Origin of the sequence: Aeromonas sp. s12, from assembly GCF_040907925.1 — a bacterium.
Taxonomy (GTDB): domain Bacteria; phylum Pseudomonadota; class Gammaproteobacteria; order Enterobacterales; family Aeromonadaceae; genus Aeromonas; species Aeromonas veronii.
Map to the genome: position 1 here is coordinate 15443 of NZ_JBFOCT010000036.1, position 22145 is coordinate 37587.

At 60.9% G+C, this 22145-nt stretch carries 22 protein-coding genes; 9 read left to right on the forward strand and 13 right to left on the reverse strand.

Going from position 1 to position 22145, the window contains the following annotated elements; genetic code table 11:
• Nucleotides 1-14: 14 nt before the first annotated feature.
• Together envZ and ompR are read right to left on the reverse strand one after the other, a co-directional pair.
• Nucleotides 15-1325: a two-component system sensor histidine kinase EnvZ gene (gene envZ, locus AB5Y67_RS18445; protein ID WP_021230784.1), complete on the reverse strand. Its 1311-nt coding sequence runs from the start codon at nucleotides 1323-1325 to the stop codon at nucleotides 15-17.
• A complete protein-coding gene (ompR, locus tag AB5Y67_RS18450) occupies nucleotides 1322-2044 on the reverse strand; it encodes a two-component system response regulator OmpR (protein WP_005340625.1) in 723 nt (240 codons plus the stop codon). The genes envZ and ompR overlap by 4 nt, the downstream gene beginning before the upstream one ends.
• 249 nt (nucleotides 2045-2293) lie before the next feature.
• On the opposite strand from ompR, the gene greB reads away from it, so the two are divergent.
• Nucleotides 2294-2767 carry a transcription elongation factor GreB gene (gene greB, locus AB5Y67_RS18455; protein ID WP_005340627.1) on the forward strand — a complete coding sequence of 158 codons (474 nt, stop codon included), beginning with the start codon at nucleotides 2294-2296 and terminating at the stop codon, nucleotides 2765-2767.
• A 191-nt stretch (nucleotides 2768-2958) separates the two neighbouring features.
• Nucleotides 2959-5268 carry a Tex family protein gene (locus AB5Y67_RS18460; protein WP_199427771.1) on the forward strand — a complete coding sequence of 770 codons (2310 nt, stop codon included), beginning with the start codon at nucleotides 2959-2961 and terminating at the stop codon, nucleotides 5266-5268.
• A 70-nt stretch (nucleotides 5269-5338) separates the two neighbouring features.
• On the opposite strand, the gene AB5Y67_RS18465 is transcribed toward AB5Y67_RS18460, so the two are convergent.
• The 4 genes from AB5Y67_RS18465 to bioH all read right to left on the reverse strand — a co-directional run bounded on the left by AB5Y67_RS18465 (nucleotide 5339) and on the right by bioH (nucleotide 7541).
• Nucleotides 5339-5617, reverse strand: coding sequence for a hypothetical protein (locus tag AB5Y67_RS18465; protein ID WP_005355353.1), 279 nt, complete (start codon nucleotides 5615-5617; stop codon nucleotides 5339-5341).
• 85 nt (nucleotides 5618-5702) lie between these two features.
• On the reverse strand, nucleotides 5703-6470 hold the full coding sequence (locus AB5Y67_RS18470; protein ID WP_042081656.1) for a putative metalloprotease CJM1_0395 family protein: 768 nt from the start codon (nucleotides 6468-6470) through the stop codon (nucleotides 5703-5705).
• A 1-nt stretch (nucleotide 6471) separates the two neighbouring features.
• Nucleotides 6472-6705 (reverse strand): flagellar basal body rod C-terminal domain-containing protein, encoded by a 234-nt coding sequence (locus AB5Y67_RS18475; protein ID WP_064339172.1) that lies wholly within the window; start codon nucleotides 6703-6705, stop codon nucleotides 6472-6474.
• A 71-nt stretch (nucleotides 6706-6776) separates the two neighbouring features.
• Nucleotides 6777-7541, reverse strand: a complete 765-nt coding sequence (gene bioH / locus AB5Y67_RS18480; RefSeq protein WP_199427772.1) for a pimeloyl-ACP methyl ester esterase BioH — start codon at nucleotides 7539-7541, stop codon at nucleotides 6777-6779.
• Between the two features lie 38 nt (nucleotides 7542-7579).
• Here bioH and AB5Y67_RS18485 point away from each other — a divergent pair, with 38 nt between their 5' ends.
• Nucleotides 7580-8308: a ComF family protein gene (locus tag AB5Y67_RS18485; protein WP_064339170.1), complete on the forward strand. Its 729-nt coding sequence runs from the start codon at nucleotides 7580-7582 to the stop codon at nucleotides 8306-8308.
• 80 nt (nucleotides 8309-8388) lie between these two features.
• Complete coding sequence (gene nfuA / locus AB5Y67_RS18490) at nucleotides 8389-8967, forward strand: Fe-S biogenesis protein NfuA (protein ID WP_005340636.1); 579 nt, start codon at nucleotides 8389-8391, stop codon at nucleotides 8965-8967.
• A gap of 69 nt (nucleotides 8968-9036) precedes the next feature.
• Here the strand turns inward: nfuA and gpsA are convergent, their stop codons facing one another.
• From gpsA to AB5Y67_RS18505, 3 genes are read right to left on the reverse strand one after another with little or no spacing between them, the layout of a single operon-like run.
• Nucleotides 9037-10041 (reverse strand): NAD(P)H-dependent glycerol-3-phosphate dehydrogenase, encoded by a 1005-nt coding sequence (gene gpsA / locus AB5Y67_RS18495; RefSeq protein WP_005356865.1) that lies wholly within the window; start codon nucleotides 10039-10041, stop codon nucleotides 9037-9039.
• Nucleotides 10042-10043: 2 nt separating this feature from the next.
• On the reverse strand, nucleotides 10044-10514 hold the full coding sequence (secB, locus tag AB5Y67_RS18500) for a protein-export chaperone SecB (RefSeq protein ID WP_042054222.1): 471 nt from the start codon (nucleotides 10512-10514) through the stop codon (nucleotides 10044-10046).
• Nucleotides 10515-10564: 50 nt separating this feature from the next.
• Entirely contained in the window at nucleotides 10565-10996 is a 432-nt protein-coding gene (locus tag AB5Y67_RS18505) for a rhodanese-like domain-containing protein (RefSeq protein ID WP_005340640.1), read from the reverse strand.
• Between the two features lie 246 nt (nucleotides 10997-11242).
• On the opposite strand from AB5Y67_RS18505, the gene gpmM reads away from it, so the two are divergent.
• Nucleotides 11243-12772 (forward strand): 2,3-bisphosphoglycerate-independent phosphoglycerate mutase, encoded by a 1530-nt coding sequence (gene gpmM, locus AB5Y67_RS18510; protein WP_005356867.1) that lies wholly within the window; start codon nucleotides 11243-11245, stop codon nucleotides 12770-12772.
• 9 nt (nucleotides 12773-12781) lie between these two features.
• On the forward strand, nucleotides 12782-14134 hold the full coding sequence (gene envC / locus AB5Y67_RS18515) for a murein hydrolase activator EnvC (protein WP_123172162.1): 1353 nt from the start codon (nucleotides 12782-12784) through the stop codon (nucleotides 14132-14134).
• Nucleotides 14135-14266: 132 nt separating this feature from the next.
• Here the strand turns inward: envC and AB5Y67_RS18520 are convergent, their stop codons facing one another.
• Complete coding sequence (locus tag AB5Y67_RS18520; protein ID WP_123172161.1) at nucleotides 14267-14917, reverse strand: Qnr family pentapeptide repeat protein; 651 nt, start codon at nucleotides 14915-14917, stop codon at nucleotides 14267-14269.
• Nucleotides 14918-15006: 89 nt separating this feature from the next.
• Here AB5Y67_RS18520 and AB5Y67_RS18525 point away from each other — a divergent pair, with 89 nt between their 5' ends.
• On the forward strand, nucleotides 15007-16014 hold the full coding sequence (locus tag AB5Y67_RS18525) for a substrate-binding domain-containing protein (RefSeq protein ID WP_199427774.1): 1008 nt from the start codon (nucleotides 15007-15009) through the stop codon (nucleotides 16012-16014).
• Between the two features lie 84 nt (nucleotides 16015-16098).
• Here AB5Y67_RS18525 and AB5Y67_RS18530 read toward each other — a convergent pair whose 3' ends face one another.
• From AB5Y67_RS18530 to AB5Y67_RS18540, 3 genes are read right to left on the reverse strand one after another with little or no spacing between them, the layout of a single operon-like run.
• A complete protein-coding gene (locus tag AB5Y67_RS18530; protein WP_323893322.1) occupies nucleotides 16099-16740 on the reverse strand; it encodes a bifunctional 4-hydroxy-2-oxoglutarate aldolase/2-dehydro-3-deoxy-phosphogluconate aldolase in 642 nt (213 codons plus the stop codon).
• Nucleotides 16741-16749: 9 nt separating this feature from the next.
• Nucleotides 16750-18546 (reverse strand): phosphogluconate dehydratase, encoded by a 1797-nt coding sequence (gene edd / locus AB5Y67_RS18535; protein WP_199427776.1) that lies wholly within the window; start codon nucleotides 18544-18546, stop codon nucleotides 16750-16752.
• Nucleotides 18543-19052 carry a gluconokinase gene (locus AB5Y67_RS18540; RefSeq protein ID WP_005340649.1) on the reverse strand — a complete coding sequence of 170 codons (510 nt, stop codon included), beginning with the start codon at nucleotides 19050-19052 and terminating at the stop codon, nucleotides 18543-18545. The genes edd and AB5Y67_RS18540 overlap by 4 nt, the downstream gene beginning before the upstream one ends.
• Before the next feature lie 245 nt (nucleotides 19053-19297).
• On the opposite strand from AB5Y67_RS18540, the gene gntU reads away from it, so the two are divergent.
• Together gntU and pssA are read left to right on the forward strand one after the other, a co-directional pair.
• Nucleotides 19298-20638, forward strand: a complete 1341-nt coding sequence (gene gntU, locus AB5Y67_RS18545) for a gluconate transporter (RefSeq protein WP_199427777.1) — start codon at nucleotides 19298-19300, stop codon at nucleotides 20636-20638.
• A 150-nt stretch (nucleotides 20639-20788) separates the two neighbouring features.
• Complete coding sequence (gene pssA, locus AB5Y67_RS18550; protein WP_005342654.1) at nucleotides 20789-22138, forward strand: CDP-diacylglycerol--serine O-phosphatidyltransferase; 1350 nt, start codon at nucleotides 20789-20791, stop codon at nucleotides 22136-22138.
• Nucleotides 22139-22145 lie beyond the last annotated feature (7 nt).

Below are 22145 nucleotides of genomic sequence, written 5' to 3' on the forward strand. Positions count from 1 at the left end.
GATACGCCCTTCTCTCAATCCATCCACTCCTGTGGCTGATGTTTCGGCAGCCGCATCTCGACCAGCAGGCCGCCGAGATCCGAACTTCCCAACCGGATAGTGCCATGGTGCTGGGCGACTATCTTGGCCACGATAGCCAACCCCAAGCCACTACCGCCGACGGTCCGCGCCACATTACCCTGAGTAAACGGCTTGAGCACCCGGGAGTAGTCCTGCTCTGGAATACCGGGGCCATCATCGGAGAGGCGCAGGCGTACCCAGTGCCCATCGTCCTTGAGCTCGGCATGCAAGCGGCTCGCCCCATAGCGCTGCGAGTTGCTTGAGAGGTTGTTCAACACCCGCCGGATACTGACCGGATTGCAGGCCACCCGCACCGCCTCTTGCGGCAGCGCCAGATCGACCTCCAGCCCCTGCTCCGAGTAGATCAGCAAGGTATCGTGCACCAGCTGGGTCAGATCGATCGGTTCCAAATCCTGGCCTTCATCCGGGCGGATGTAATCGATGAACTGATCGATGATGGCATTGGACTCATCGATGTCGGCGTTGATGCTCTCCTTGAGGTACTCGTCACCGGAGGACATCATCTCGGTCGCCAGCCGGATGCGGGTCAGCGGGGTACGCAGATCGTGGGAAACCCCCGCCATCATCAGGTTACGCTCCTCGATCAGGCTCTTGATGGAGTGGGACATATGGTTGAAGGTGCGGGTCAGTCGCCGCACTTCCCGTGATCCCAGCTCCCCCAGCGCCTCTGGGAAATGGCCTCTGGCCACCGCAACAGCGCCTGCTTCGAGATCCTCGAGCGGGCGCACCAGCTGCCGGGCAAAGCGCCAGGCCGCAAACAGAGTGATCACCAGCAGCACGCTCAGATAGATGATGAGGGGTTCGATATCGTCATCTTCAATCTCGGTCAGCGGGATCCGCACCCAGATTTTGCTGGCCTGCGGCGGCTGGATCCAGATGATGTAGTGATCCTGGATCTCGACCCGCACCTTGGCCGGGCCACCCAGTTCGCGACTGATGTTCTCCTCCAGATAGGGGTACGGCTTGGCCTCGTTGAAGCCATGCTGCACCGCCTCGCTCTGGGTATAGATATCGGTACCGGTCGTCACATAGACCAGCGCCTCGGCATCTTCGCTCAGCGCCAGTTGTTCAGTGTTGACCGGAAAGATCAGCTTGACCTGATTGGCCAGCAAGTGACTGATCTGCTTGACGGTTGGCGCCAGCAGATAGTTATAGAAGGTGACGTAGGAGACTGCTTGATAGACCACCAGAACGGCAGCCAGAAACCAGAGCATGCGCGAGAACATGCTGCCGACCTTTTTCATGCACCGTCACCATCTGGCACGAACACATACCCCAGACCCCAGACGGTCTGCAGATAGCGGGGCTGGGCCGGATCCTGCTCCAGCAGGCGGCGCAGGCGAGAGACCTGCACGTCGATGCTGCGCTCGGTGGCGGTGTATTCGCGGCCACGGGCCAGATTCATCAGCTTGTCGCGGGAGAGCGGCTCGCGCGGATGGCTGACCAATACCTTGAGCACCGCAAATTCACCGCTGGTGAGCGCCATCGGCTCACCATCCCGGCTCAGCTCGCGGGTCGCCAGATTGAGCTGGAAGGCACCGAAGTTAACCACTTTCTCTGCAGCAGAGGGTGCCCCCGGCAGCTCGACGGTATGGCGGCGCAGCACGGCACGGATCCGCGCCAGCAGTTCGCGGGGGTTGAACGGTTTGGGCAGATAGTCATCAGCCCCCATCTCGAGCCCGACGATGCGATCCACTTCATCCCCCTTGGCGGTGAGCATCAGCACCGGGATCTGGTTGCCAGCCTCGCGCAGACGGCGGCAGATGGAGAGTCCATCCTCCCCCGGCAGCATCAGGTCGAGCACCATCAGGCTGAAGTTTTCACGAGTCAGCAAGCGATCGGCCTGCTCGCCATTAGCCACGCCGCGCACTACGAATCCCTGCTCGGTGAGATAGCGTTCCAACAGGGAACGTAATTTCAGGTCATCGTCCACGACCAGGACCTTGTATTGCTGCTGACTCATTGCTTTGCCTCTTCATTCTTTAGCTGCCCCCAATACTAGGGGGGGATATAGCGGGAGCAAAGCACAAATATGTTACCGGTTATTACCCATCCCGAGAGCGTGACGGCCATCAAGTCACTGCGCTGGCCAGCTACTCCCTGAATGGCGCCAGCCGAGCCATCACGATTTCCCTCGACAGCAAGAGGACAAAAGCTAATATTCCCGAGCAGTTAGCGATGAATACCCCTCTTTGACCAGGTCCGGATCACCATGAAGACAAAGCTGATCACTCGCGAAGGCTACAACAAGCTGAAAGAAGAGCTCGATTTCCTCTGGCGCCAGGAGCGCCCCGAGGTCACCAGGAAGGTGGCATGGGCCGCCAGCCTGGGGGATCGCAGCGAAAATGCCGACTACCAGTACAACAAGAAGCGGCTGCGGGAGATCGACCGGCGGGTGCGCTACCTGCGCAAATGCCTCGAAGAGCTGGGGATCGTCGACTATGCCCCCGCGCAGGAGGGCAAGGTCTTCTTCGGCGCCTGGGTCGAGGTGGAAAACGATGAGGGCGAGACCAAGCGCTTTCGCATCGTCGGCTATGACGAGATCTTCGAGCGCAAGGATTACATCTCCATCGACTCCCCCATGGCCCGCGCCCTGCTCAAGAAAGAGGTCGGTGATGAGGCCATCGTCCGTACGCCAGTTGGTGACGTCTGCTGGTATATCAACGAGATCAGCTACCCCAAATAGCCGGACTGCTTGCCACAGGCACAACCTGAGTCACAGGTGCAATGGCAAGATAAACGCCCTCCCCTGCGACTTTATCAGTCTGACGGGTGCAGACCCCGGCGCAGGGTGGCATCCCGCAACACGACCCCATATAGTGCTCACACTTGGCGCCTGATGGCGCGGACTCGACCACAGAGGCCCTCAACAACATCATGATGCAAACCATAGAGAGACAGATTGCCGGTGAGCTCAATGCTCGCCCCGAGCAGGTGCAGGCCGCGGTGCGCCTGCTGGATGAAGGCTCGACCGTGCCCTTTATCGCCCGTTACCGTAAAGAGGTGACCGGCGGTCTGGACGACAGCCAGCTACGTACTCTGGAGAGCCGCCTCGGCTATCTGCGTGAGCTGGAAGATCGCCGTCAGGTGATCATTCGCTCCATCGAAGAGCAGGGCAAGCTGACCCCCGAGCTGATGCGCGAATTGAACGGCGCCGACAGTAAGACCCGACTGGAAGATCTCTACCTCCCCTACAAGCCCAAGCGCCGCACCAAGGGGCAGATGGCGATCGAAGCCGGGTTGGAGCCGCTTGCCAACCTGCTGCTCAGCGACCCGATGCAGGATCCCGAGCAAGCTGCAGCCACCTTCCTCAATCCCGAACAGGGCATTGCCGACAGCAAGGCGGCCCTCGACGGCGCCCGCTATATCCTGATGGAGCGCTTCGCCGAGCAGGCCGACCTGCTGGAGAAGCTGCGCGACTACCTGTGGCAAAATGCCACCCTGCGCGCCCGCGTGGTGGCAGGCAAGGAGCAGGAAGGGGCAAAGTTCAAGGACTATTTCGAACACGACGAACCCCTGCACAAGGCCCCCTCCCACCGGGTGCTGGCCATGCTGCGCGGCCGCAATGAAGGGATCCTCAATCTGGCGCTGGTCACCGGTGACGATGAGAGTGCCAGCCCCTGCGAAGGGATCATTGCCCACCACCTCAAGCTCAATCTGCAGAACCGCCCGGCCGACAAATGGCTGCAAGGGGTGGTGAGCTGGACCTGGAAGATCAAGTTGTCGCTTCAGATGGAGACAGAGCTGATCGGCCGTATCCGCGAGTCGGCAGAGGAGGAGGCGATCAAGGTGTTCGCCATGAACCTCAAGGATCTGCTGATGGCGGCCCCGGCCGGCATGCGCTGCACCATGGGGCTGGATCCGGGCATCCGCACCGGGGTCAAGGTTGCCGTGGTGGATGCCACCGGCAAGCTGGTCGATCACGCCACCATCTATCCGTTCGAACCGAAACGCCAGATTGATCAGAGCCTCAAGACCCTGAGCGAGCTGTGTCAGAAACACAAGGTCGAGCTCATCAGCATCGGCAACGGCACCGCCTCGCGGGAGACCGACCGGCTGGTGAGCGACCTGTTCGAGCGCTACCCCGCCGCCAAGGCGCAGAAGATAGTGGTGAGCGAAGCAGGAGCCTCGGTCTACTCCGCCTCCGAACTCGCCTCCCAGGAGTTCCCGGATCTCGACGTCTCGATCCGTGGCGCCGTCTCCATCGCCCGCCGCCTGCAAGACCCGCTGGCCGAACTGGTCAAAATCGACCCCAAGAGTATCGGGGTGGGCCAGTATCAGCACGACGTCGGCCAGAGCCAGCTGGCCCGCCGGCTGGATGCGGTGGTCGAGGATTGCGTAAACGCGGTCGGGGTGGATGTGAACACCGCCTCGGTCGCCCTGCTCAACCGGGTTTCCGGCCTCTCCCAGACGCTGGCCCAGAACATCGTCGCCTACCGGGATGAGCACGGCGCATTCAAGAGCCGTCAGCAGTTGCTGAAAGTGAGCCGACTCGGCCCCAAAGCCTTCGAACAGTGCGCCGGCTTCCTACGCATTCGCGGCGGCAGCAATCCCCTCGACAGCTCAGCGGTACACCCGGAGTCCTATCCGGTGGTGGAGCGGATCCTCGCCAAGCTGGAGCAGACCGTGGAGAGCCTGCTCGGCAACAGCAGCCTGCTGCGCAGCCTGAAACCGGCCGATTACACCGATGAGCAATTCGGCGTACCTACCGTCACCGACATCATCGGCGAGCTGGACAAGCCGGGTCGCGACCCGCGCCCCGAGTTCAAAACCGCGACCTTCAAGGAAGGTGTGGAGCAGATCAGCGACCTGGTGCCAGAGATGGTACTGGAAGGGGTGGTCACCAACGTCACCAACTTCGGCGCCTTCGTCGATATCGGTGTTCATCAGGACGGTCTGGTGCACATCTCCTCCCTGACCGACCGTTTCGTCAAGGATCCCCGTGAGGTGGTCAAGGCGGGCGACATTGTCCGGGTCAAGGTGCTGGAAGTGGACGCCCCGCGCAAGCGGATCAGTCTGACCATGCGTCTCGACGAAAAGGCAGGGCAACCCGCCCGCAAGCCGGCTGAAGCGCGCAACAGCAGTGCTGGCAACACCAAACCAAGAAATGAGCCGCGCCAAAGCCCCCCTATTGGTGGTGCCATGGGCAACGCTTTCGCGGCAGCGCTCTCCAAAGCGAAAAAGTAGCGACACCTTCCAGAACACCTCTGAATGCAAAAAGCCCCACAAGGGGCTTTTTTACACGCGAAGCTCAGGATCACTGCGTCAGGGCAGCAAGTATGCTCTCGGGCTCTCCATGCTGGGCCAGCACCTCCCGCAGTCGATTGAATGCCTTGCAGGCCTCTTGCGGATACTTGCCGTAAGAGACAACGCCGGTGTGGCTCCAGCCAGCCGCCAGCATCACTTTCTTCTTGAAACTGGTTCCTTCAGTTCCCCCTCCCCCGAGCTGCATCAGAAACTGCTCCATCTGCAGGTGGGGAGGCGGTACACGGGAGAAGGTGGTGAAATCTTCCGCTTTGACTTCATCGAAATGCATGACAGCTCCTGTGAAATTGGAATGGGCCTGATCTTCAGGTTAGTTGCAAAACAGGCAAAGGAGCTGAAAGTTTGGCGAGGGTGATTCAGATATGCAGACTGAGGGACTGGGTAGAAGCCGGGCTGACAGCCTGTCGATAGTGGCCAGCGATGACGCTGTTGCGCTTGTCCATATAGGCACTCAGCACACCGCCCGACTTCGCGCTCTGCTCGGCCATCAGCTCTTTGCGCGCCTTGGCTTCACTCGCGGCGGCGCTGCGTGCAACGGCCAAATCCTGCGCGGAAGGCTCGGCAGGCGCCAGCGCTGCAGAGCGGATCTGCTGCATCTTGGCGATGGTAGCGGCAGGGTCACCGGGTACGACACTGGTATCGATCTGGACTTCGCCACCCGTCGCATAACGCTTGCCATCCGGCCCTTGCGTAAACTGATAGGTGGGCGAGCTGGCGTACTCTCCACCCGCAGACTGGTGCGCCTGCTCGTGAGTGCGCACCTCCTTGTCACGCTCGACAAGATCCTGAACCTGCTGCTCTTGCCGCTGTTGCTGCTCCTGTTGTTTGGGATCTTGCTGCTTGCGCTGCCCATCCTCACCGGTTGCCTCGACAAAGCGATTGTCTGGCAGTGTCGTCGGCGCTAATTGCCCGGTTTCACGGCTGTTTTGGGAGGTCTGATTGCTGGAGGCCTGACCGGCTTTGGATTTCTCTTTCTGGGAGCCGACTTCGGATTCTGCAACGGAGGCTTGGCCCGCCCGGGCCTGCGGGATCAGTTCTGCCCGGCGATTATCCGTCCTCGCCGCTTCCACCTGGGGTTGCAGCTGTGTCGGGATAAGGGGAGGCAGACTGACATTGATGTTCATCTCACACCCGGATGTCGATCAGGGTTCCCATCATCTCGCTGGCGGTCTGCACTACCTTGGCAGAAGCACCAGCCTGCTGCTCGGCCACCTTGAGATTGACAAGCTCATCGGTCACTTGCACCTGATCCCCGCTGGGGGTGTTGAGGCGGGCGATCTGATTGGATGCCTTGTCGGCAATCTGCTCGGCTCGCTGAAATGCCTGAACCCCGCTGTTGAAAGCAGAATCAATACGCATGATGTTACTCCTCTGGTCACAGCTTAATTATCCGCCAGACCAGAGGATTAATGAAGCTTGCCGGCTGTTTTTTAGCCAACAAAATCTCGAACGATTTCAATGAATTCGTCAGGGTGGGAGATAAAAGGTGCGTGTGAGGCCTTATTGAGGGTCACGCTGCGGCTGGCAGGGTAGAGATCATCCAGCAGGGGAATGGCCGCCTTGGGCACCAATGAATCCAGTCGGCCATAGATCCGCAACCAGGGCAGATCCAGCTCCCGCAGCTGTTCGCGCAGGTCAATGTCGGCCAACAGCGTCAGCCCGGCCTCGAGTGCGGCAAACTGGGGCGCCGGGCGCTCGGCCAGCCAGTGGCGCAACTGACGGATATCATCCCGGGCATGTTCGCTGCCCATGGCCTGGATCGCCAGAAAGCGCTCTATGGTCTGGCGAAAATCCCCCGCCAACATCTGGTTGAAGCCGGTCAGTACCTTGGGGGCGATCCCCGGCCACTCATCACGGGCCATGAAACAGGGGGAGCTGGCCATGGTGATCAGAGAGTGCAACCGATCGGGATGCGTCAGCGCCAACTGGCTTGCCACCAGACCGCCGAGCGACCAGCCAAGCAGATGACACTTCTGCGGCAAGATCGCGACCACCTGCTCGGCAAGCCAGGGCAGGCTGTAATCCACCTCGTCATCCAGCAGGCTATTGCCAAAGCCGGGCAAATCCACCAGATGAACCCGATAGTGGGACGCCAACTGTTGGGCAACGCCATGCCAGACCGCACCATTCATCCCCCAACCGTGCAACAGCACCAGATCGGGCCCCTGGCCAAACTGCTCTACCGATATGCTCATCTAGACTCAAGATCCCTGTTCATGCTCTTGGGGTCAGCATGTTAAAGCGACTGCTCGCTAAAGCAAGCCCGCTGCTCGGCAGCCACGGCGACTGGCAAGGGAGCTGCCTGCTCTGCCATCAGCCTTGCGACCACGAGCCCCTGCTCTGCAGCTGGTGTCGGCAGGCGCTGCACCAGTCACAGCCGAGATGCCACCTCTGCGCCGCACCGCTGGCTGACTATATAGAAGAGAACATACCGGTCTGTGGTCGCTGCCAGCGCAGACCTCCCCCTTGGGAGCGGTTGCAGGTGATTGGCGACTACCGAGCCCCCTACCCCATGCTGATCCCCCGGCTTAAATATTCCGGCCAGATCCTGCTGGCGCCGCTACTGGCACGCCTCTTGGCCGATCATCTGGATAGCCGCGAGCCGCCGGAGGCGATCATTCCGGTTCCCCTGCACTGGTGGCGGCAGTGGCGGCGTGGGTTCAATCAGGCGGAGGAGATCGCACAAGCCCTTGGCGAGTTCACCGGTATTCTCTGCGACAACACTCTGTTGCAACGCATCAAGGCGACCCCGCAACAAACAACCTTGAGCGCCGGGCAGCGACGGCGCAATCTGCGCGGGGCATTCCGGATCCGCCCCCACCACTATCGCCATGTCGCCCTGCTCGATGACGTCGTGACCACAGGCGCCACCGCTGGGCAGCTCAGCCGTTTGCTCCATGAGAGCGGCATCACAAAGGTAGAAGTATGGGCAATCTGTCGAACCCTGCGGCACAACAAGTAGCCATCGGCATGCTACCCAAGCATTAATAACCGCGTTATCATGAATACCCTAGTCGTACACTCAGGTTTATGAGGATAGTGATGATCAGCATTTCCGACGCCGCCCAGGCCCATTTCCGTAAACTGCTGGAAAAACAGCCTGATGGCACCAATATCCGGGTGTTTGTGGTCAATCCGGGAACCCAGAATGCCGAGTGTGGCGTATCGTATTGCCCGCCCGATGCCGTGGACCCGGAAGATCAACACCTGCCCTTCAGCGGCTTCGACTGCATGGTCGATCCCCTGAGCGCCCCCTTCCTGGTGGATGCCACCATCGACTTCGTGACCGATCAGATGGGCTCCCAGCTCACCCTGAAAGCACCGAACGCCAAGATGCGTAAAGTGGCCGACGACGCGCCGCTAATCGAGCGCATCGAGTACGTGTTGATGTCCGAAGTGAACCCTATGCTGGCCGGTCACGGTGGCAAGGTCACCTTGGTCGAGCTGACTGAAGACAAACTGGCCATCCTGCAGTTTGGCGGTGGTTGCAACGGTTGCTCCATGGTCGATTACACCCTGAAAGAGGGGATCGAGAAGCAGCTGCTGGAGAAGTTCCCGGGTGAGCTCAACGGTGTGAAAGACGCCACCGAGCACCAGCGCGGCGACCACTCTTACTACTGATTTGCAGCCCTTGCAGCAAAGAAAAGGCCCCGCCATCTGGCGGGGCCTTTTGCATGGGCAATCGGCAGATTACTCGTCCTTCTTGTCTCGCGACAGCAGGGCGATGGCCGCCTCTTTCGGGTTTTTACCCTCGTAGAGCACCTTGAAGATCTGCTCGCAGATGGGCATCTCGACGCCGCAGCGGGCCGCCAGCAGATGCACCTCTTTGGTGTTGCGATACCCCTCCACCACCTGACCGATCTCGGTCATGGCGGTGTTCACATCCTTGCCAGCCCCGAGGGCCAGCCCGAAGCGACGGTTGCGCGACTGGTTGTCGGTACATGTGAGCACCAGATCCCCGAGCCCCGCCATCCCCATAAAGGTTTTGGCATCGGCACCCAGCGCCGCACCCAGACGCTGCATCTCCACCAGACCCCGGGTGATGAGCGCGGTTCTGGCATTGGCGCCAAACCCGAGCCCGTCGGAGAGACCGGCACCGATGGCGATGACGTTCTTCACCGCCCCACCCAGCTGCAGACCGACGAAATCCGGATTGGTATAGACCCGGAATGAGCGGCCACAGTGCAGCAGGTGGGAGAGATCGTCGGCGAACTCGTCGTGAGTCGAGGCGACCGAGATGGCGGTCGGCAAACCGGCAGCCAGCTCCTTGGCGAAGGTGGGACCAGAGATCACCGCCAGCGGTATCTCGTCACCCAGCACTTCACGGGCCACGTCCTGCAGCAGACGGCCACTGTCCGGCTCCAGACCCTTGGTGGCCCAAGCGATACGGGTATCGGGGCGCAGGAAGGGTTTGATCCGGGTCAGCACATCGCCAAATACATGGCTCGGCACGACCAGCAGCAGCACGGGGGCAGCCTGTACCGCACGTTGCAGATCCGCAGTCAGCTGCAGATCGGCGGGAAAAGGGACATCAGGCAAAAATGCCTTGTTGCAGCGGTCTTGTTCCAGCTCGGCGACATGAGCGGGGTCGTGACCCCACAGCAGGGTCGGATGACCGTTGCGCGCCAGAGAAATGGCAAGGGCGGAGCCATAAGACCCCGCCCCCAAGACCGAGATAGCGATCTGGTCAGCCATTATCAGGCTTCCGCAGTCGCCTGCTGGGCCTGTGCTTGCGCCATGTGCTGGGCAAACAGGGCATCGAAGTTGACCGGTGCCAGGTTCAGCTGCGGGAAGGAACCCTTGCTCACCATGTTGGCCACGGCTTCGCGGGCATACGGGAACAGGATGTTCGGGCAGAAGGCAGCCAGGCAGTGGGCCAGTTGCGGCTCCGGCAGGTTGCCGATGGTGAAGATACCGGCTTGCTGTACTTCGCACAGGAAGGCAGTTTCGGTTTCCAGTTTGCAGGTTACGGTCAGGGTCAGGACAACCTCGTACACGCTCTCAGCCAGGATGTTGGTCTTGGTATCCATATCCAGCTTGACGTCCGGCTGCCACTCTTTCTGGAAGATGTGCGGGGTGTTCGGCGCTTCGAAAGAGACATCCTTGGTGTAAACACGCTGGATGTGGAATTCCGGTTGTACTTCCTGGTTGTTGATCTCGTCAGCCATTTCGTTTGATTCCTTGTTATATGGATAAGTGGGCTCAGGCCCTGCTTAAATCAGCGTTTCTTGGTTACCGGCAGATTTTCTGCACGCCATTGGGCCATGCCACCGCCGAGCACGTAAACCTGCTTGAAGCCAGCTTTGCTCAGCTGACGGCCCGCGCCGCCCGCAGTCATTCCCGACTCGCACACCACTATGATGGGGGCATCTTTATGCTTTTCAACCGGGCCCAGATTATTGCTCTGGATCTGGGTCAGCGGCAGGTGCTGGGCACCGGCCAGATGGCCCTTGGCGTACTCTTCCTGACTGCGAATATCCACCACGGTGGCATTCTCGCGGTTGATCAGCAGGGTCGCGGTGTGATTGTTGACGGTTTTTACCGGTGACAAACGGGCACGCACAGTGGTGTAAACCAGGGTGCCAGCCAGACCCAACCAGGCTGCGGTCAGCAGCGGGTTACGGGCCGCAAAATCCAAATACTCTTGCATCTTCTACTATCCAGGGACCAAGACAAGGGCCCGAGTATACATGGGGGTATTGATAAGATCAGCCATCTTGGCGGCAAAGCGCGAGCAGGCTCCCATCATCATTGGGCAGCGAGCATGGCAGGAAAGGCGTGGCTTGCGGGGCCGCGGGAGCGCCCCTTGGCTATCAGGTGACTATTTCGGCAGATGTAGTAATATTACGCTAGTTTCATTTCCCGCATTTTTTCCAATCCGAGAGGACATAGTCTTATGTCAACAGCTAAGAAACCTTTGGTTCTGGTCATCATGGACGGTTGGGGCTACAGCACCAAGCAAGAGCACAACGCCGTCGCTGCCGCCAAGACTCCCAACCTCGACCGTCTGGCCCGTGACTACACCAGCACCCTGATCTCCGGCTCCGGTCTGGACGTCGGTCTGCCGGATGGCCAGATGGGCAACTCCGAAGTGGGCCACGTCAACATCGGTGCCGGTCGCATCGTCTATCAGGAGCTGACCCGCATCTCCAAAGACATCCAGGATGGCGAATTCTTCCAGAACGTCGAGCTGGCCAAGGCTGTTGACGCTGCCGTGACCAACGGCAAAGCCGTTCACATCATGGGCCTGATGTCCCCGGGTGGCGTACACAGCCACGAAGAGCACATCATGGGCATGATCGAAATGGCTGCCAAGCGTGGCGCCGAGAAGATCTACCTGCACGCCTTCCTGGATGGCCGCGACGTTCCGCCACGCTCCGCCCAGTCCTCCATCGAGCTGTTCGACGCCCTGTTCGCCAAGCTGGGCAAGGGTCGTTTCGCTTCCATGATCGGTCGTTACTTCGCCATGGACCGTGACAACCGCTGGGATCGCGTGCAGCAAGCCTATGACCTGATGACCCAGGGCAAGGGCGAGTTCACCGCCGAGAGCGCCACCGAAGCACTGGCTGCCGCCTATGCTCGCGACGAGAACGACGAGTTCGTCAAAGCCACTCGCATCGGTGAAGCGGCACCGATGGAAGATGGCGATGCGCTGATTTTCATGAACTTCCGTGCCGACCGTGCCCGTGAAATCACCCGCGCCTTCGTTGACACCGACTTCACCGGCTTCGCCCGTGCAGTCGAGCCAAAGCTGAACTTCGTGATGCTGACCGAATACGCGGCCGACATCAAAACTGCCTGTGCCTACCCGCCGACCGCTCTGGTCAACACCCTGGGTGAGTGGCTGGCCAAGCAGGGCAAAACCCAGCTGCGCATCTCCGAAACAGAGAAGTATGCTCACGTCACCTTCTTCTTCAACGGTGGCGAAGAGTCCTGCTTCACCGGCGAAGATCGCGAGATCGTGGCCAGCCCGAAAGTGGCGACCTATGACCTGCAGCCGGAAATGAGCTCCGAAGAGCTGACCGACAAGCTGGTTGCGGCCATCAAGAGCGGCAAGTACGACGTCATCATCTGTAACTACCCGAATGGCGACATGGTTGGTCACACCGGTGTGTTCGATGCCGCCGTCAAAGCGTGTGAAGCCGTTGACCACTGCATCGGTCGCGTGACCGACGCCCTGGCCGAAGTGGGTGGCGAGTGCCTGATCACTGCCGACCACGGTAACGCCGAGAAGATGCTGGACGAAGAGACTGGTCAGGCCCACACCGCCCACACCAATCTGCCGGTTCCGCTCATCTATTTCGGTCGCAAAGCCGAGGTAGTTGAAGGTGGCAAACTGTCCGATCTGGCCCCCACCATGCTGACCCTGATGGGTCTGCCGGTGCCGCCGGAAATGACTGGCAAGCCCCTGATGATTCTGAAATAATCCTTCCCCATGCGGGGATGCGAAGTTATTTCACAGAAAACCAGTCGCGTCGGCCTGTTGGCCGGCGCGCTGTTTTTTTGCCTGTCATTTGGCGCCAGCACATCGGCTTTGGCCGCCAATCAGCAGCTGGGGACCATGCAGTCCCAGATCAAAGAGCAACAGAAGACCATCAAGCTCAGCAAGCAGGAGCTTGCCAAGCTCAATACCCAGCTCAAGGCTGACGAGCAGGCCATCTCGGCCGCCGCCGCCAAACTCAACCAGACTAGGCAGCAGTTGAAGCAGAACCAGCAGACGCTGGCGACCCTGCAAAAAGACAAGCTGGCGCTGGAAGTTCAAGCCAAACATCAGAAGCAGTTGCTGGCCAAGCAGGCGGAAAGCGCCTTTCAGGCGGGCAACCACGACTACCTCAAACTGCTGCTCAATCAGCAGGATCCGGCCAAACTGAGCCGCTCCCTCGACTACTACGACTACCTCAACAAGGCCCGCATCGAGGCCATCGACGCCCTGCGCGCCACCCGTGACAAGCTGGCGAAAAACCAGCAGGCCACCAAAGAGACCGAGACCAGACTGCAGACCCTGCTTGCCGAACAGCAGGAGCATCACCAGACCCTGCTGGCCAGCCAGCAGAGCCGGGCCAAGGTGCGCAACCAGTTGCAGCAATCGGTACAGGATGACGAGCAGAAGCTCACCAAGCTGGTCAAGGCGGAGAAAGCGCTGAAAGCCCGGCTGGAAGAGCTGCGTCGCAAGCGTGAAGAGCAGGAGCGCCGTGAACGGGCCGAGCGGGAGCGGTTGGCCAAGCTGAAAGCGGAGCAGGAGCGTCAGCGCAAGCTGGCCGAACAGCGCCGCGCCGAGCAACAACGACTCGCCGCCCAGCAGAATAAAACCGTCAAACCGGCAGAACCGGTCGAAGAGGTGGCCAGCAGCAAACCGGAGCGCGGCTCGGGCATCAGCAGTGCCGGTCATTACAGCGGTCTCAAGACCAATGGCAGCCTGCGCTGGCCGGTACAGGGGCCGATCCTCATCTCCTACGGTTCGCCGCGCACCGCCCAGCTCAAGTGGAAAGGCACCCTGATCGGCGCCAGCGAAGGTACCCAGGTCAAGGCGGTTGCACCGGGACAAGTGGTCTACGCCGACTGGCTCGACGGCTTCGGTATGCTGCTGGTGATCGACCACGGTAAAGGCTATATGAGCCTCTACGGTCACAATCAGTCGCTGCTGCGTCAGGTTGGCCAGAATGTGGAACAGGGTGAACCGGTAGCACTGGTCGGTGACAGCGGCGGTCAGGACAGACCGGGCCTCTACTTCGAAATTCGCTATCAGGGCGAGGCGATCAACCCGACCAAATGGCTAGCCAAGGGTTGAGTCAACCCGGCCGACAAGCGCATCACACGCTCACTAGCAAAAGCCTGCATCACGCAGGCTTTTGTCGTTTCAGGAGCGCCCTCCCCACTGTCGGCTTAATTTGATGAAAAATTACCTAATTTTTCGCTCGGCTCAGGGGAAGACAACCAGACCGATCTGCTCCAGCAAGGTCTGCTGCTGATCCTCGTTGATCTGCACCCCTTGCAGATCGACCCGGCGCAGATCCAGCCCCGGCAGATCGCACTGGCGCAGATCGCAGCCCTGCAGCTTGAAGCTGGTCCAGTCAATCTGGCCAAACTCGGAGCCGCTGAGATCGGAACCCGCCAGCGAAGCGCCGAACAGATTGGCCCCCTGCCAACGGTTGCCGGTCAGCTCGCACTTCTCCAGCAGGCAGCCCTCGAAGCTGGCGTAGCTGAAGTTGTTGCTGGTCAGATGGGCCTCGCAGAAGTAGCTTTTGGCGGTGATCTGGTTGGCGAAGCTGGCGTGGCCGAAGTTGATGCCGACCGCCTGACAGTCGCGCATCTCCAGCCCCAGACACTGGCTGCGGCTGCAGTCGGCCATGGTGAGATCGCAGCGCAGGAAGCTGGCCTCGCGCAGCTCGCAACCCTGCAACAGGCAGCCCCGTTCACTCTCCCGATCGTAGAAGCTGCAGTCGATGAAGCGGCTATCGCTCAAATCCAGCCAGGAGAAGTTGCAGCCGATAAAGCGGCACTCCGAGAACTGTTCCCCCTCCACATCCTGTTGCTCGAACCGGACATCCACGAACTGCTTGCCTCTGATCATCGGAAAACTCCTGCAAAAACGGCTTCATATGCTGACTTTATCCGCCAAAAACGGTAATGTTACATGTAACATCCACGCTGGACACCCCTATGAGCCCCACCCGCAAGCGCCGCCCCACCCTGCAAGATATCGCCGACCAGACCGGCGTGACCAAGATGACTGTCAGCCGCTATCTGCGCGACCCGCAGACCGTGGCGGAGGGGACCCGCGAGCGGATCGCGGCTGTGGTGGAAGAGCTGGGTTATATCCCCAACCGGGCGCCGGATATTCTCTCCAACGCGACCAGCAAGGCGATCGGCATCCTGATCCCCTCCCTCTCCAACCAGGTCTTCTCGGCAGTGATTCATGGCATCGAGTCGGTAACCCGACCGGCCGGTTACCAGACCTTGCTGGCCCACTACGGCTACAGCCCGGAGCGAGAAGAGGAGCAGGTAGCGTCCCTGCTCTCCTATCACGTGGATGGGCTGATCCTCTCCGACAGCCAGCACACCGAGCGCACCCGCAAGATGATCGCCACCGCTGGCATTCCGGTGGTGGAGACCATGGATCTGCCACAAACCCCCATCGACATGGTGGTCGGCATGGACCATAGAGCCGCGGCCCGGGCCATGGTAACAGAGATGCTGCACCGGGGCCGACGCAAGGTGGTCTATCTGGGAGCGCGGCTCGACGTGCGCACCCAGCTGCGGATGGAGGGTTACTATCAGGCGATGACCGACTTCGGCCTCACCGGCCAGCATCTGCTGACCGAACAATCCTCCAGCTTCACTCTGGGGGGCGAGCTGCTGGATCAGGCGCTGGTGCGCTATCCCGACCTCGACGGCCTGTTCTGCACCAACGATGACCTGGCGGTGGGCGCCCTGCTGCAGTGTCAGGCCAAGTGGATCCCGGTACCCCAGCAGATCGCCATCGCCGGTTGCAACGCCCTCGACATCGGCCACGCCATGACCCCCAAACTGGCCAGTATCGCCACCCCGCGGGAAGCGATAGGTCGGGAGGCGGCCACCCTGCTGCTGGCACGTCTCAACGGCCAATCCCAACCCGACACCCGCAAGGATATCGGCTTCTCCCTCTATGTCGGGGAGAGTCTGGGGTAATCCCTTCCCTCACCCACTTAAGTCACGCCGATAACAAACAGGCCACCCGAGGGTGGCCTGTTTGGTTTTCTGCACAACGGAGGCTTAACGTTTAACCAGCTCAACCGCTTCGCGGGAGAGGCGGGTCAACTCTTCCCAGTTGCCGCTCTTGACCGCATCGGCCGGCAGCATCCAGGAGCCGCCGACGGTGGCCACGCATTTGAGCGCCAGATAGTCAGCCACGTTTTTCGGGCCGATACCGCCGGTCGGGCAGAACTTCACCTGGGGCAGCGGCGCCGCGATGGCGGAGAGCGCCTTGGTACCGCCGTTCGCTTCGGCCGGGAAGAACTTCAGGTGGTCGTAGCCCGCTTCCAGCGCCTGCATCACTTCAGACGGGGTAGCCACGCCCGGGATCAGCGGCGCAGTGCTCTTGGCCGCGTGGGCCAGCAGGACCGGGGTCATCCCCGGGGAGATGACGAAACGGGCACCGGCAGCGACGGCGGCGTCAAACTGCTCGCAGTTGAGCACGGTACCGGCACCGACCATGGCATCCGGCATCGCCTTGGCGATGAGGGCGATGGCATCGAGCGCCACCGGGGTGCGCAAGGTGATTTCGAAGACAGAGATGCCGCCGTCGAGCAGCGCCTTGGCCATCGGCAGGGCCTGATCCAGCTCGTTGATAACCATCACGGGTACCAGCGGGGAGGCGGCAAACACCTCGGCCGGGGTCACTTTCCAGTTCTGCATAGCTCTTCCTTAGTCAAAGATGGTAGCGCCACACTCGGCGCTCGATACCGCGCGACGCATCACGCTGAACAGTTCACGGCCCCACCCCTCTTGTTCCAGAGTGAGGTCAATCTCGGCCTGGGTACGGCCACTCAAATCGGTCAGGCAGTCGAGGCTGCCGTTTACCGCGTCAACCCGTAGCAGATCGCCGTCAGCAAGCAGGCCAATGGCCCCGCCGTGCAGCGCTTCCGGGGTGACGTGGATGGCGGCCGGGATCTTGCCGGAGGCGCCGGAGAGACGGCCATCGGTGACCAGCGCCACCTTGTAACCCGCCTTCTGCAGGTTGCCGAGCACCGGCATCAGCTTGTGCAGCTCCGGCATGCCGTTGGCGGCCGGACCATTGTGGCGCACCACGATAACGGCATCCTGATTGAGATCGCCCGCCTTGTAGGCCGCTTCCACCGCATGCTGGGAGGAGAAGACCCGCGCTGGCGCTTCGATAACCCGATACTCGGGAGCCACGGCGGAGACCTTGACCACGGCGCGGCCCAGATTGCCCGCCAGCAGCTTGGTGCCGCCAGTGGCCTGGAATACGCTTCCGGAAGGTGACAACACGCTCGCATCGCCGCTCTCGCCCACCGGCTGCCATACCAGCTGGCCATCGACCAGTGCCGGACGACTGAGGTAATCCTGCATCTCGCCAAAGACCGGAGTAGCGTCCATGTGGATCAGCCCCTCTTGCGCCAGACGGCGCATCAGGCCGGGCACGCCGCCTGCCTGTTCGAAGGCGTTTACGTCGGCCGGGCCGTTCGGGTACATGCGAACCAGCAGCGGCACCACGTCGGAGAGATCGCTGATGTCATCCCAGGTCAGCACCAGACCGGCGGCGCGGGCCAGCGCCACCATGTGGATACTGTGGTTGGTACTGCCGCCGGAGGCGAGCAGGGCCACCAGACCGTTGACCAGCGAGCGCTCGTCCAGCACCTCGCTCAGCGGGCGATAGGCCGGGGAACCCGGGATCATGGCGCTGATGCGGCGGGCCGCTTCGGCGGTCAGGGCGCGGCGCAGCTCGCTATGCGGGTGCACAAAGGCGGAGCCCGGCAGCATCAGGCCCATGGCCTCGAACACCAGCTGGTTGGTGTTGGCGGTGCCGTAGAAGGTGCAGGTGCCCGCCGCATGGTAGGCGCCGCACTCCATCTCCAGCAGAGCATCACGGCCCACTTCACCGGCGGCGTACTTCTGGCGCACCTTCACCTTCTCGTCATTGCTGATGCCGCTCGCCATCGGGCCAGCAGGAACAAATGCAGTCGGCAGGTGAGCGTGGGAGAGGGCCCCCATGATCTGACCCGGAGCGATCTTGTCGCAGATACCGAGCAGCAGGGTGGCGTCGAAGGTATTGTGAGAAAGAGAGAGCGCGGTCGCCTGGGCGATCAGGTCGCGGGAGAAGAGGGACATGTCCATCCCCGGCTGACCCTGAGTCACACCGTCGCACATGGCGGGCACGCCGCCAGCGACCTGGGCACTGTGGCCCAGCTCGGCCAGCACCGTCTTGATCTGATCCGGATAGCCCTGATAGGGCTGGTGTGCGCTCAACATATCGTTGTAGGCGGTGACGATGCCGACGTTGGCGCGGGTCATATCGAGAATGCGACCCTTCTCGTCACTGCTGCAGGCGGCCACGGCGTGGGCCAGGTTGCCGCAGGCCAGCGCGGCGCGGGTCTTGCCCTGCTCTGCCTGACGCTGGATGCGGGCCAGAAATGCCTGACGACGGGCGACACTGCGCTCGCGGATGCGGGCGGTGACGTCGGAAATTACCTGATGAATCATTGGGCTTGCTCCAATGCTGTGACGGCGCGGTCAACCACCTGTTCGAAGGTGCCGTCTATATCAATGTGGAATACACCGGCTTCGCCATCCGGGCGCTCCAGAGTATCGAACTGACTTTGTACCATGCTTTCACGCATGAAATGGCCTTTGCGGGCACGCATCCGCTCGAGGATCAGCGGCTGGCTGCCATCGAGGAAGATGAAGCTGACCGACTCGTTGCCTTCGCGGATCTGGTCGCGGTACTTCTTTTTGAGGGCGGAACAGACAATGATGCCGGTCTCGTTCTTCTGCTCGAGACTGTAGGCGGCGTCGCGGATCCGCTCCAGCCAGGGGGCACGATCCTCATCGTTGAGGGGGTTGCCGCCAGCCATCTTCTGGATGTTGGCCTTGGGGTGCAGGTCATCACCATCGATGAACTTGGCGCCCAGCGCTTCGGCCACTTTCAGACCCACGCTGGATTTGCCGCTACCACACACACCCATCACGATAATGCACTTACCCGCCATAATTTGACCTCTGTCCCACTTTTCAAAAAACCAGCTGTTGATGGGTTCTAATCTAACACGTTACCGGTAACATGTTACCGGTAACGATTAAAAATGTGAAGTCTGCCACAGACTGAGCAAACCCATAGTCACCTGGGCATATGATGTTGAGCCCTTGCCATAAATCTAAATAAATCATAAAGATATGGTTTGCCGACGGATCGGCAAGGTGTCACGACTGAACTTGGAAAAAGGAACGCATAACAATGTCTGACCTCTCCCTGATCATGACAGCCGCCGGCTCGATTGTGCTGCTGCTCTTCCTGGTGATGAAGGCCCGGCTCCACGCCGTGGTAGCCCTGATCCTGGTCTCCATGGTGGCGGGTCTTGCCGCTGGCATGAACCCGGCCGACATCGCCAACACCATCCAGAAAGGGATGGGTGGCACCCTCGGTTTCGTCGCGGTAGTGGTGGCGCTGGGCGCCATGTTCGGCAAGGTGATGGAAGTGACCGGAGCCCTCGACCGGGTAGCCCACACCCTGCTCGGCAAGTTCGGCGTCAAGCGCGCCAACTGGGCCATGGCCCTGACCGGCTTTGTCTGCGCCCTGCCGCTCTTCTTTGACGTGGCCGTGGTGCTGCTGATCGGCGTCGCCTTCGCCATCGTCCGTCGTGGTGGCGGCAGCGTGGTGAAGATCGGTATCGCTCTGCTGGCCGGTATCGCCACTTGCCAAGCCTTCCTTATCCCGGCGCCGGGCCCGATCCTGGTGGCATCCCAGCTGGGTGCCGACTTCGGCTACATGATCCTGTTCGGTCTGATTGCTGCCGTACCGGCGCTGATCCTTGCTGGCCCGCTGTTTGGTGACTTCATCAGCAAGATCGTCGATGTGCCGCTGCCTGCCGATGCCCAGAACAGTATCCACGATGACAGCAAATCCCTGCCCTCTTTCGGGCTGGCCATGGGTCTCATCGGTCTGCCACTGCTGCTGATCGGCCTCAAGACTATCGTCGGCCGCTTCGTCGAGGCGGGCTCTACCCTGCACAACTGGCTGGAGTTCATCGGTCACCCCTTCACCGCCATCATGGTCGCCTGTCTGGCCGCCTTCTACCTGCTGGGTATTCGCCGCGGCATGTCCCGTGACGAGGTGATGAGCGTCTGCAACAGCGCCATCCAGCCCGCCGGTGTCATCATCCTGGTGACCGGTGCCGGTGGCGTGTTCAAGCAGGTGCTGGTTGATTCCGGCGTAGGCGCCGCGCTGGGCAACATGCTGGCCGACTCCGGTCTGCCCATCGTCGCGCTGGCCTTCATTCTGGCCGCCGCGGTACGGGTGATTCAGGGTTCTGCCACCGTCGCCATGCTGACCGCCTGTGGTCTGGTGCTGCCGATGCTGGAACCCCTCGGCCTGAACGGAGCCCAGCTGGCGGCCGTCACCATCGCCATCGGCGGCGGTGCCATCGTGCTCTCCCACGTCAACGACTCCGGTTTCTGGCTGGCCAACCGCTACCTCGGCCTGACCGAGAAGCAAACCCTGCAGACCTGGACCGTGATGGAAACCATCATCGGCACCACCGGCGGCGTGATGGCGATGATCATCTATAGCTTCCTCTGACAAGGGCGAAATACTGACAAAAAGGCCTCACTCGTGAGGCCTTTTTCATCTTTCTGATGATTCTTTCTTTGGCTGAGAGGGCGAGATTGCTAGAATCGCCTATTCATCGCTCCGAGTGGAACGCTTAACCCCGTGATTTCAGGTTTATCTATGCATTCATCGGCCCATTATCGACAACTGCTGGCGCGCCTGCCCCAGATCGCCGTCGCAGCGGATCAGTTTGAAGTGCTCTACAGCGCCCAGGATTTCAAACGCCGCATTCTTGCGCTTATCGCCAGTGCCACCCGGCGCATCTATCTGGTCGCGCTCTATCTGCAGGATGACGAAGCAGGCCGGGAGATCCTCTCCGCCCTCTACGCCGCCAAGCAGCGCAATCCGGCCCTCGACATCAAGCTGTTCGTCGACTTCCACCGTGCCCAGCGCGGCCTGATCGGCAAAGGCAAGCAGGGCGGCAACCACCTGATGTATCAGGCCATGGCTGCCGAACACGAGCACCAGATCGAAATCTACGGCGTGCCGGTCAAGGGGCGCGAGCTACTCGGTGTGCTCCACCTCAAGGGCTTCATCTTTGATGATGTGGTGCTCTACTCCGGCGCCAGCCTCAACGACATCTACCTGCACCAGCAGGATCGCTACCGCTTCGATCGCTATCACCAGATCACCAGCCCGGAGCTGGCCCGCAGCATGGTCAACTATGTGGATGACCTGTTCGTGAAGAGCGATGCGGTGCAGCGACTGGATCACAGCGATATCCCCAGCGCCAAGCAGCTGAAGGGGCCGATCCGCCGCTTCAAGCAGAACCTGCGCCAGAGCCAGTACCGCTTCAGCACCATGCCGGTCAACACTCAGGAAGTGGCCGTCACCCCCATGGTGGGTCTGGGCAAGCGCAACAATCAGCTCAACCTGATGATCCGCAATCTGGTGCGCGCCACCGAGCGGGAGATCTTCATCTGCACCCCTTACTTCAACCCGCCCAAGGAGTTGAGCAAGGATATCGAGGATCTGCTGCAGCGCGGTTGCAAAGTCACCATCGTAGTGGGCGACAAGACCGCCAACGACTTCTTCATTCCGCCGGAAGAGAAGTTCTCCACTATCGGTGGCCTACCCTATCTCTACGAGACCAACCTGCGCAAGTTTGCCGAGCGCAACCAGCGTCACATTGACGACGGCCGCCTCAACCTGATGCTCTGGTGTTGCGAGCGCAACTCCTACCATCTCAAAGGGATCTTCGTGGATGACGAGTGGGCCCTGCTCACCGGCAACAACCTCAACCCCCGCGCCTGGGCGCTGGATCTGGAGAACGGCCTGCTGGTACACGATCGTCGCCACCTGCTGCGTCCCCAGTTCAATGCGGAGCGGGAGAACATCCTGACCAACACCAAGCGGATCAGCCACTTCGATCAGGTGGAACAGATCCAGGACTACCCGGAACAGGTGCGCAAGCTGCTGGGACGGATCCACCGGGTCAAGGCCCATCTGCTGCTTAAACGCATCATCTGACCTTGGG

What these genes read in the sequence shown, in the direction of transcription:
- envZ (WP_021230784.1), bottom strand. Translation starts at nt 1,325, where the DNA reads ATGAAAAAGGTCGGCAGCATGTTCTCGCGCATGCTCTGGTTTCTGGCT.
- ompR (WP_005340625.1), bottom strand. Translation starts at nt 2,044, where the DNA reads ATGAGTCAGCAGCAATACAAGGTCCTGGTCGTGGACGATGACCTGAAA.
- greB (WP_005340627.1), top strand. Translation starts at nt 2,294, where the DNA reads ATGAAGACAAAGCTGATCACTCGCGAAGGCTACAACAAGCTGAAAGAA.
- AB5Y67_RS18460 (WP_199427771.1), top strand. Translation starts at nt 2,959, where the DNA reads ATGATGCAAACCATAGAGAGACAGATTGCCGGTGAGCTCAATGCTCGC.
- AB5Y67_RS18465 (WP_005355353.1), bottom strand. Translation starts at nt 5,617, where the DNA reads ATGCATTTCGATGAAGTCAAAGCGGAAGATTTCACCACCTTCTCCCGT.
- AB5Y67_RS18470 (WP_042081656.1), bottom strand. Translation starts at nt 6,470, where the DNA reads ATGAACATCAATGTCAGTCTGCCTCCCCTTATCCCGACACAGCTGCAA.
- AB5Y67_RS18475 (WP_064339172.1), bottom strand. Translation starts at nt 6,705, where the DNA reads ATGCGTATTGATTCTGCTTTCAACAGCGGGGTTCAGGCATTTCAGCGA.
- bioH (WP_199427772.1), bottom strand. Translation starts at nt 7,541, where the DNA reads ATGAGCATATCGGTAGAGCAGTTTGGCCAGGGGCCCGATCTGGTGCTG.
- AB5Y67_RS18485 (WP_064339170.1), top strand. Translation starts at nt 7,580, where the DNA reads ATGTTAAAGCGACTGCTCGCTAAAGCAAGCCCGCTGCTCGGCAGCCAC.
- nfuA (WP_005340636.1), top strand. Translation starts at nt 8,389, where the DNA reads ATGATCAGCATTTCCGACGCCGCCCAGGCCCATTTCCGTAAACTGCTG.
- gpsA (WP_005356865.1), bottom strand. Translation starts at nt 10,041, where the DNA reads ATGGCTGACCAGATCGCTATCTCGGTCTTGGGGGCGGGGTCTTATGGC.
- secB (WP_042054222.1), bottom strand. Translation starts at nt 10,514, where the DNA reads ATGGCTGACGAGATCAACAACCAGGAAGTACAACCGGAATTCCACATC.
- AB5Y67_RS18505 (WP_005340640.1), bottom strand. Translation starts at nt 10,996, where the DNA reads ATGCAAGAGTATTTGGATTTTGCGGCCCGTAACCCGCTGCTGACCGCA.
- gpmM (WP_005356867.1), top strand. Translation starts at nt 11,243, where the DNA reads ATGTCAACAGCTAAGAAACCTTTGGTTCTGGTCATCATGGACGGTTGG.
- envC (WP_123172162.1), top strand. Translation starts at nt 12,782, where the DNA reads ATGCGGGGATGCGAAGTTATTTCACAGAAAACCAGTCGCGTCGGCCTG.
- AB5Y67_RS18520 (WP_123172161.1), bottom strand. Translation starts at nt 14,917, where the DNA reads ATGATCAGAGGCAAGCAGTTCGTGGATGTCCGGTTCGAGCAACAGGAT.
- AB5Y67_RS18525 (WP_199427774.1), top strand. Translation starts at nt 15,007, where the DNA reads ATGAGCCCCACCCGCAAGCGCCGCCCCACCCTGCAAGATATCGCCGAC.
- AB5Y67_RS18530 (WP_323893322.1), bottom strand. Translation starts at nt 16,740, where the DNA reads ATGCAGAACTGGAAAGTGACCCCGGCCGAGGTGTTTGCCGCCTCCCCG.
- edd (WP_199427776.1), bottom strand. Translation starts at nt 18,546, where the DNA reads ATGATTCATCAGGTAATTTCCGACGTCACCGCCCGCATCCGCGAGCGC.
- AB5Y67_RS18540 (WP_005340649.1), bottom strand. Translation starts at nt 19,052, where the DNA reads ATGGCGGGTAAGTGCATTATCGTGATGGGTGTGTGTGGTAGCGGCAAA.
- gntU (WP_199427777.1), top strand. Translation starts at nt 19,298, where the DNA reads ATGTCTGACCTCTCCCTGATCATGACAGCCGCCGGCTCGATTGTGCTG.
- pssA (WP_005342654.1), top strand. Translation starts at nt 20,789, where the DNA reads ATGCATTCATCGGCCCATTATCGACAACTGCTGGCGCGCCTGCCCCAG.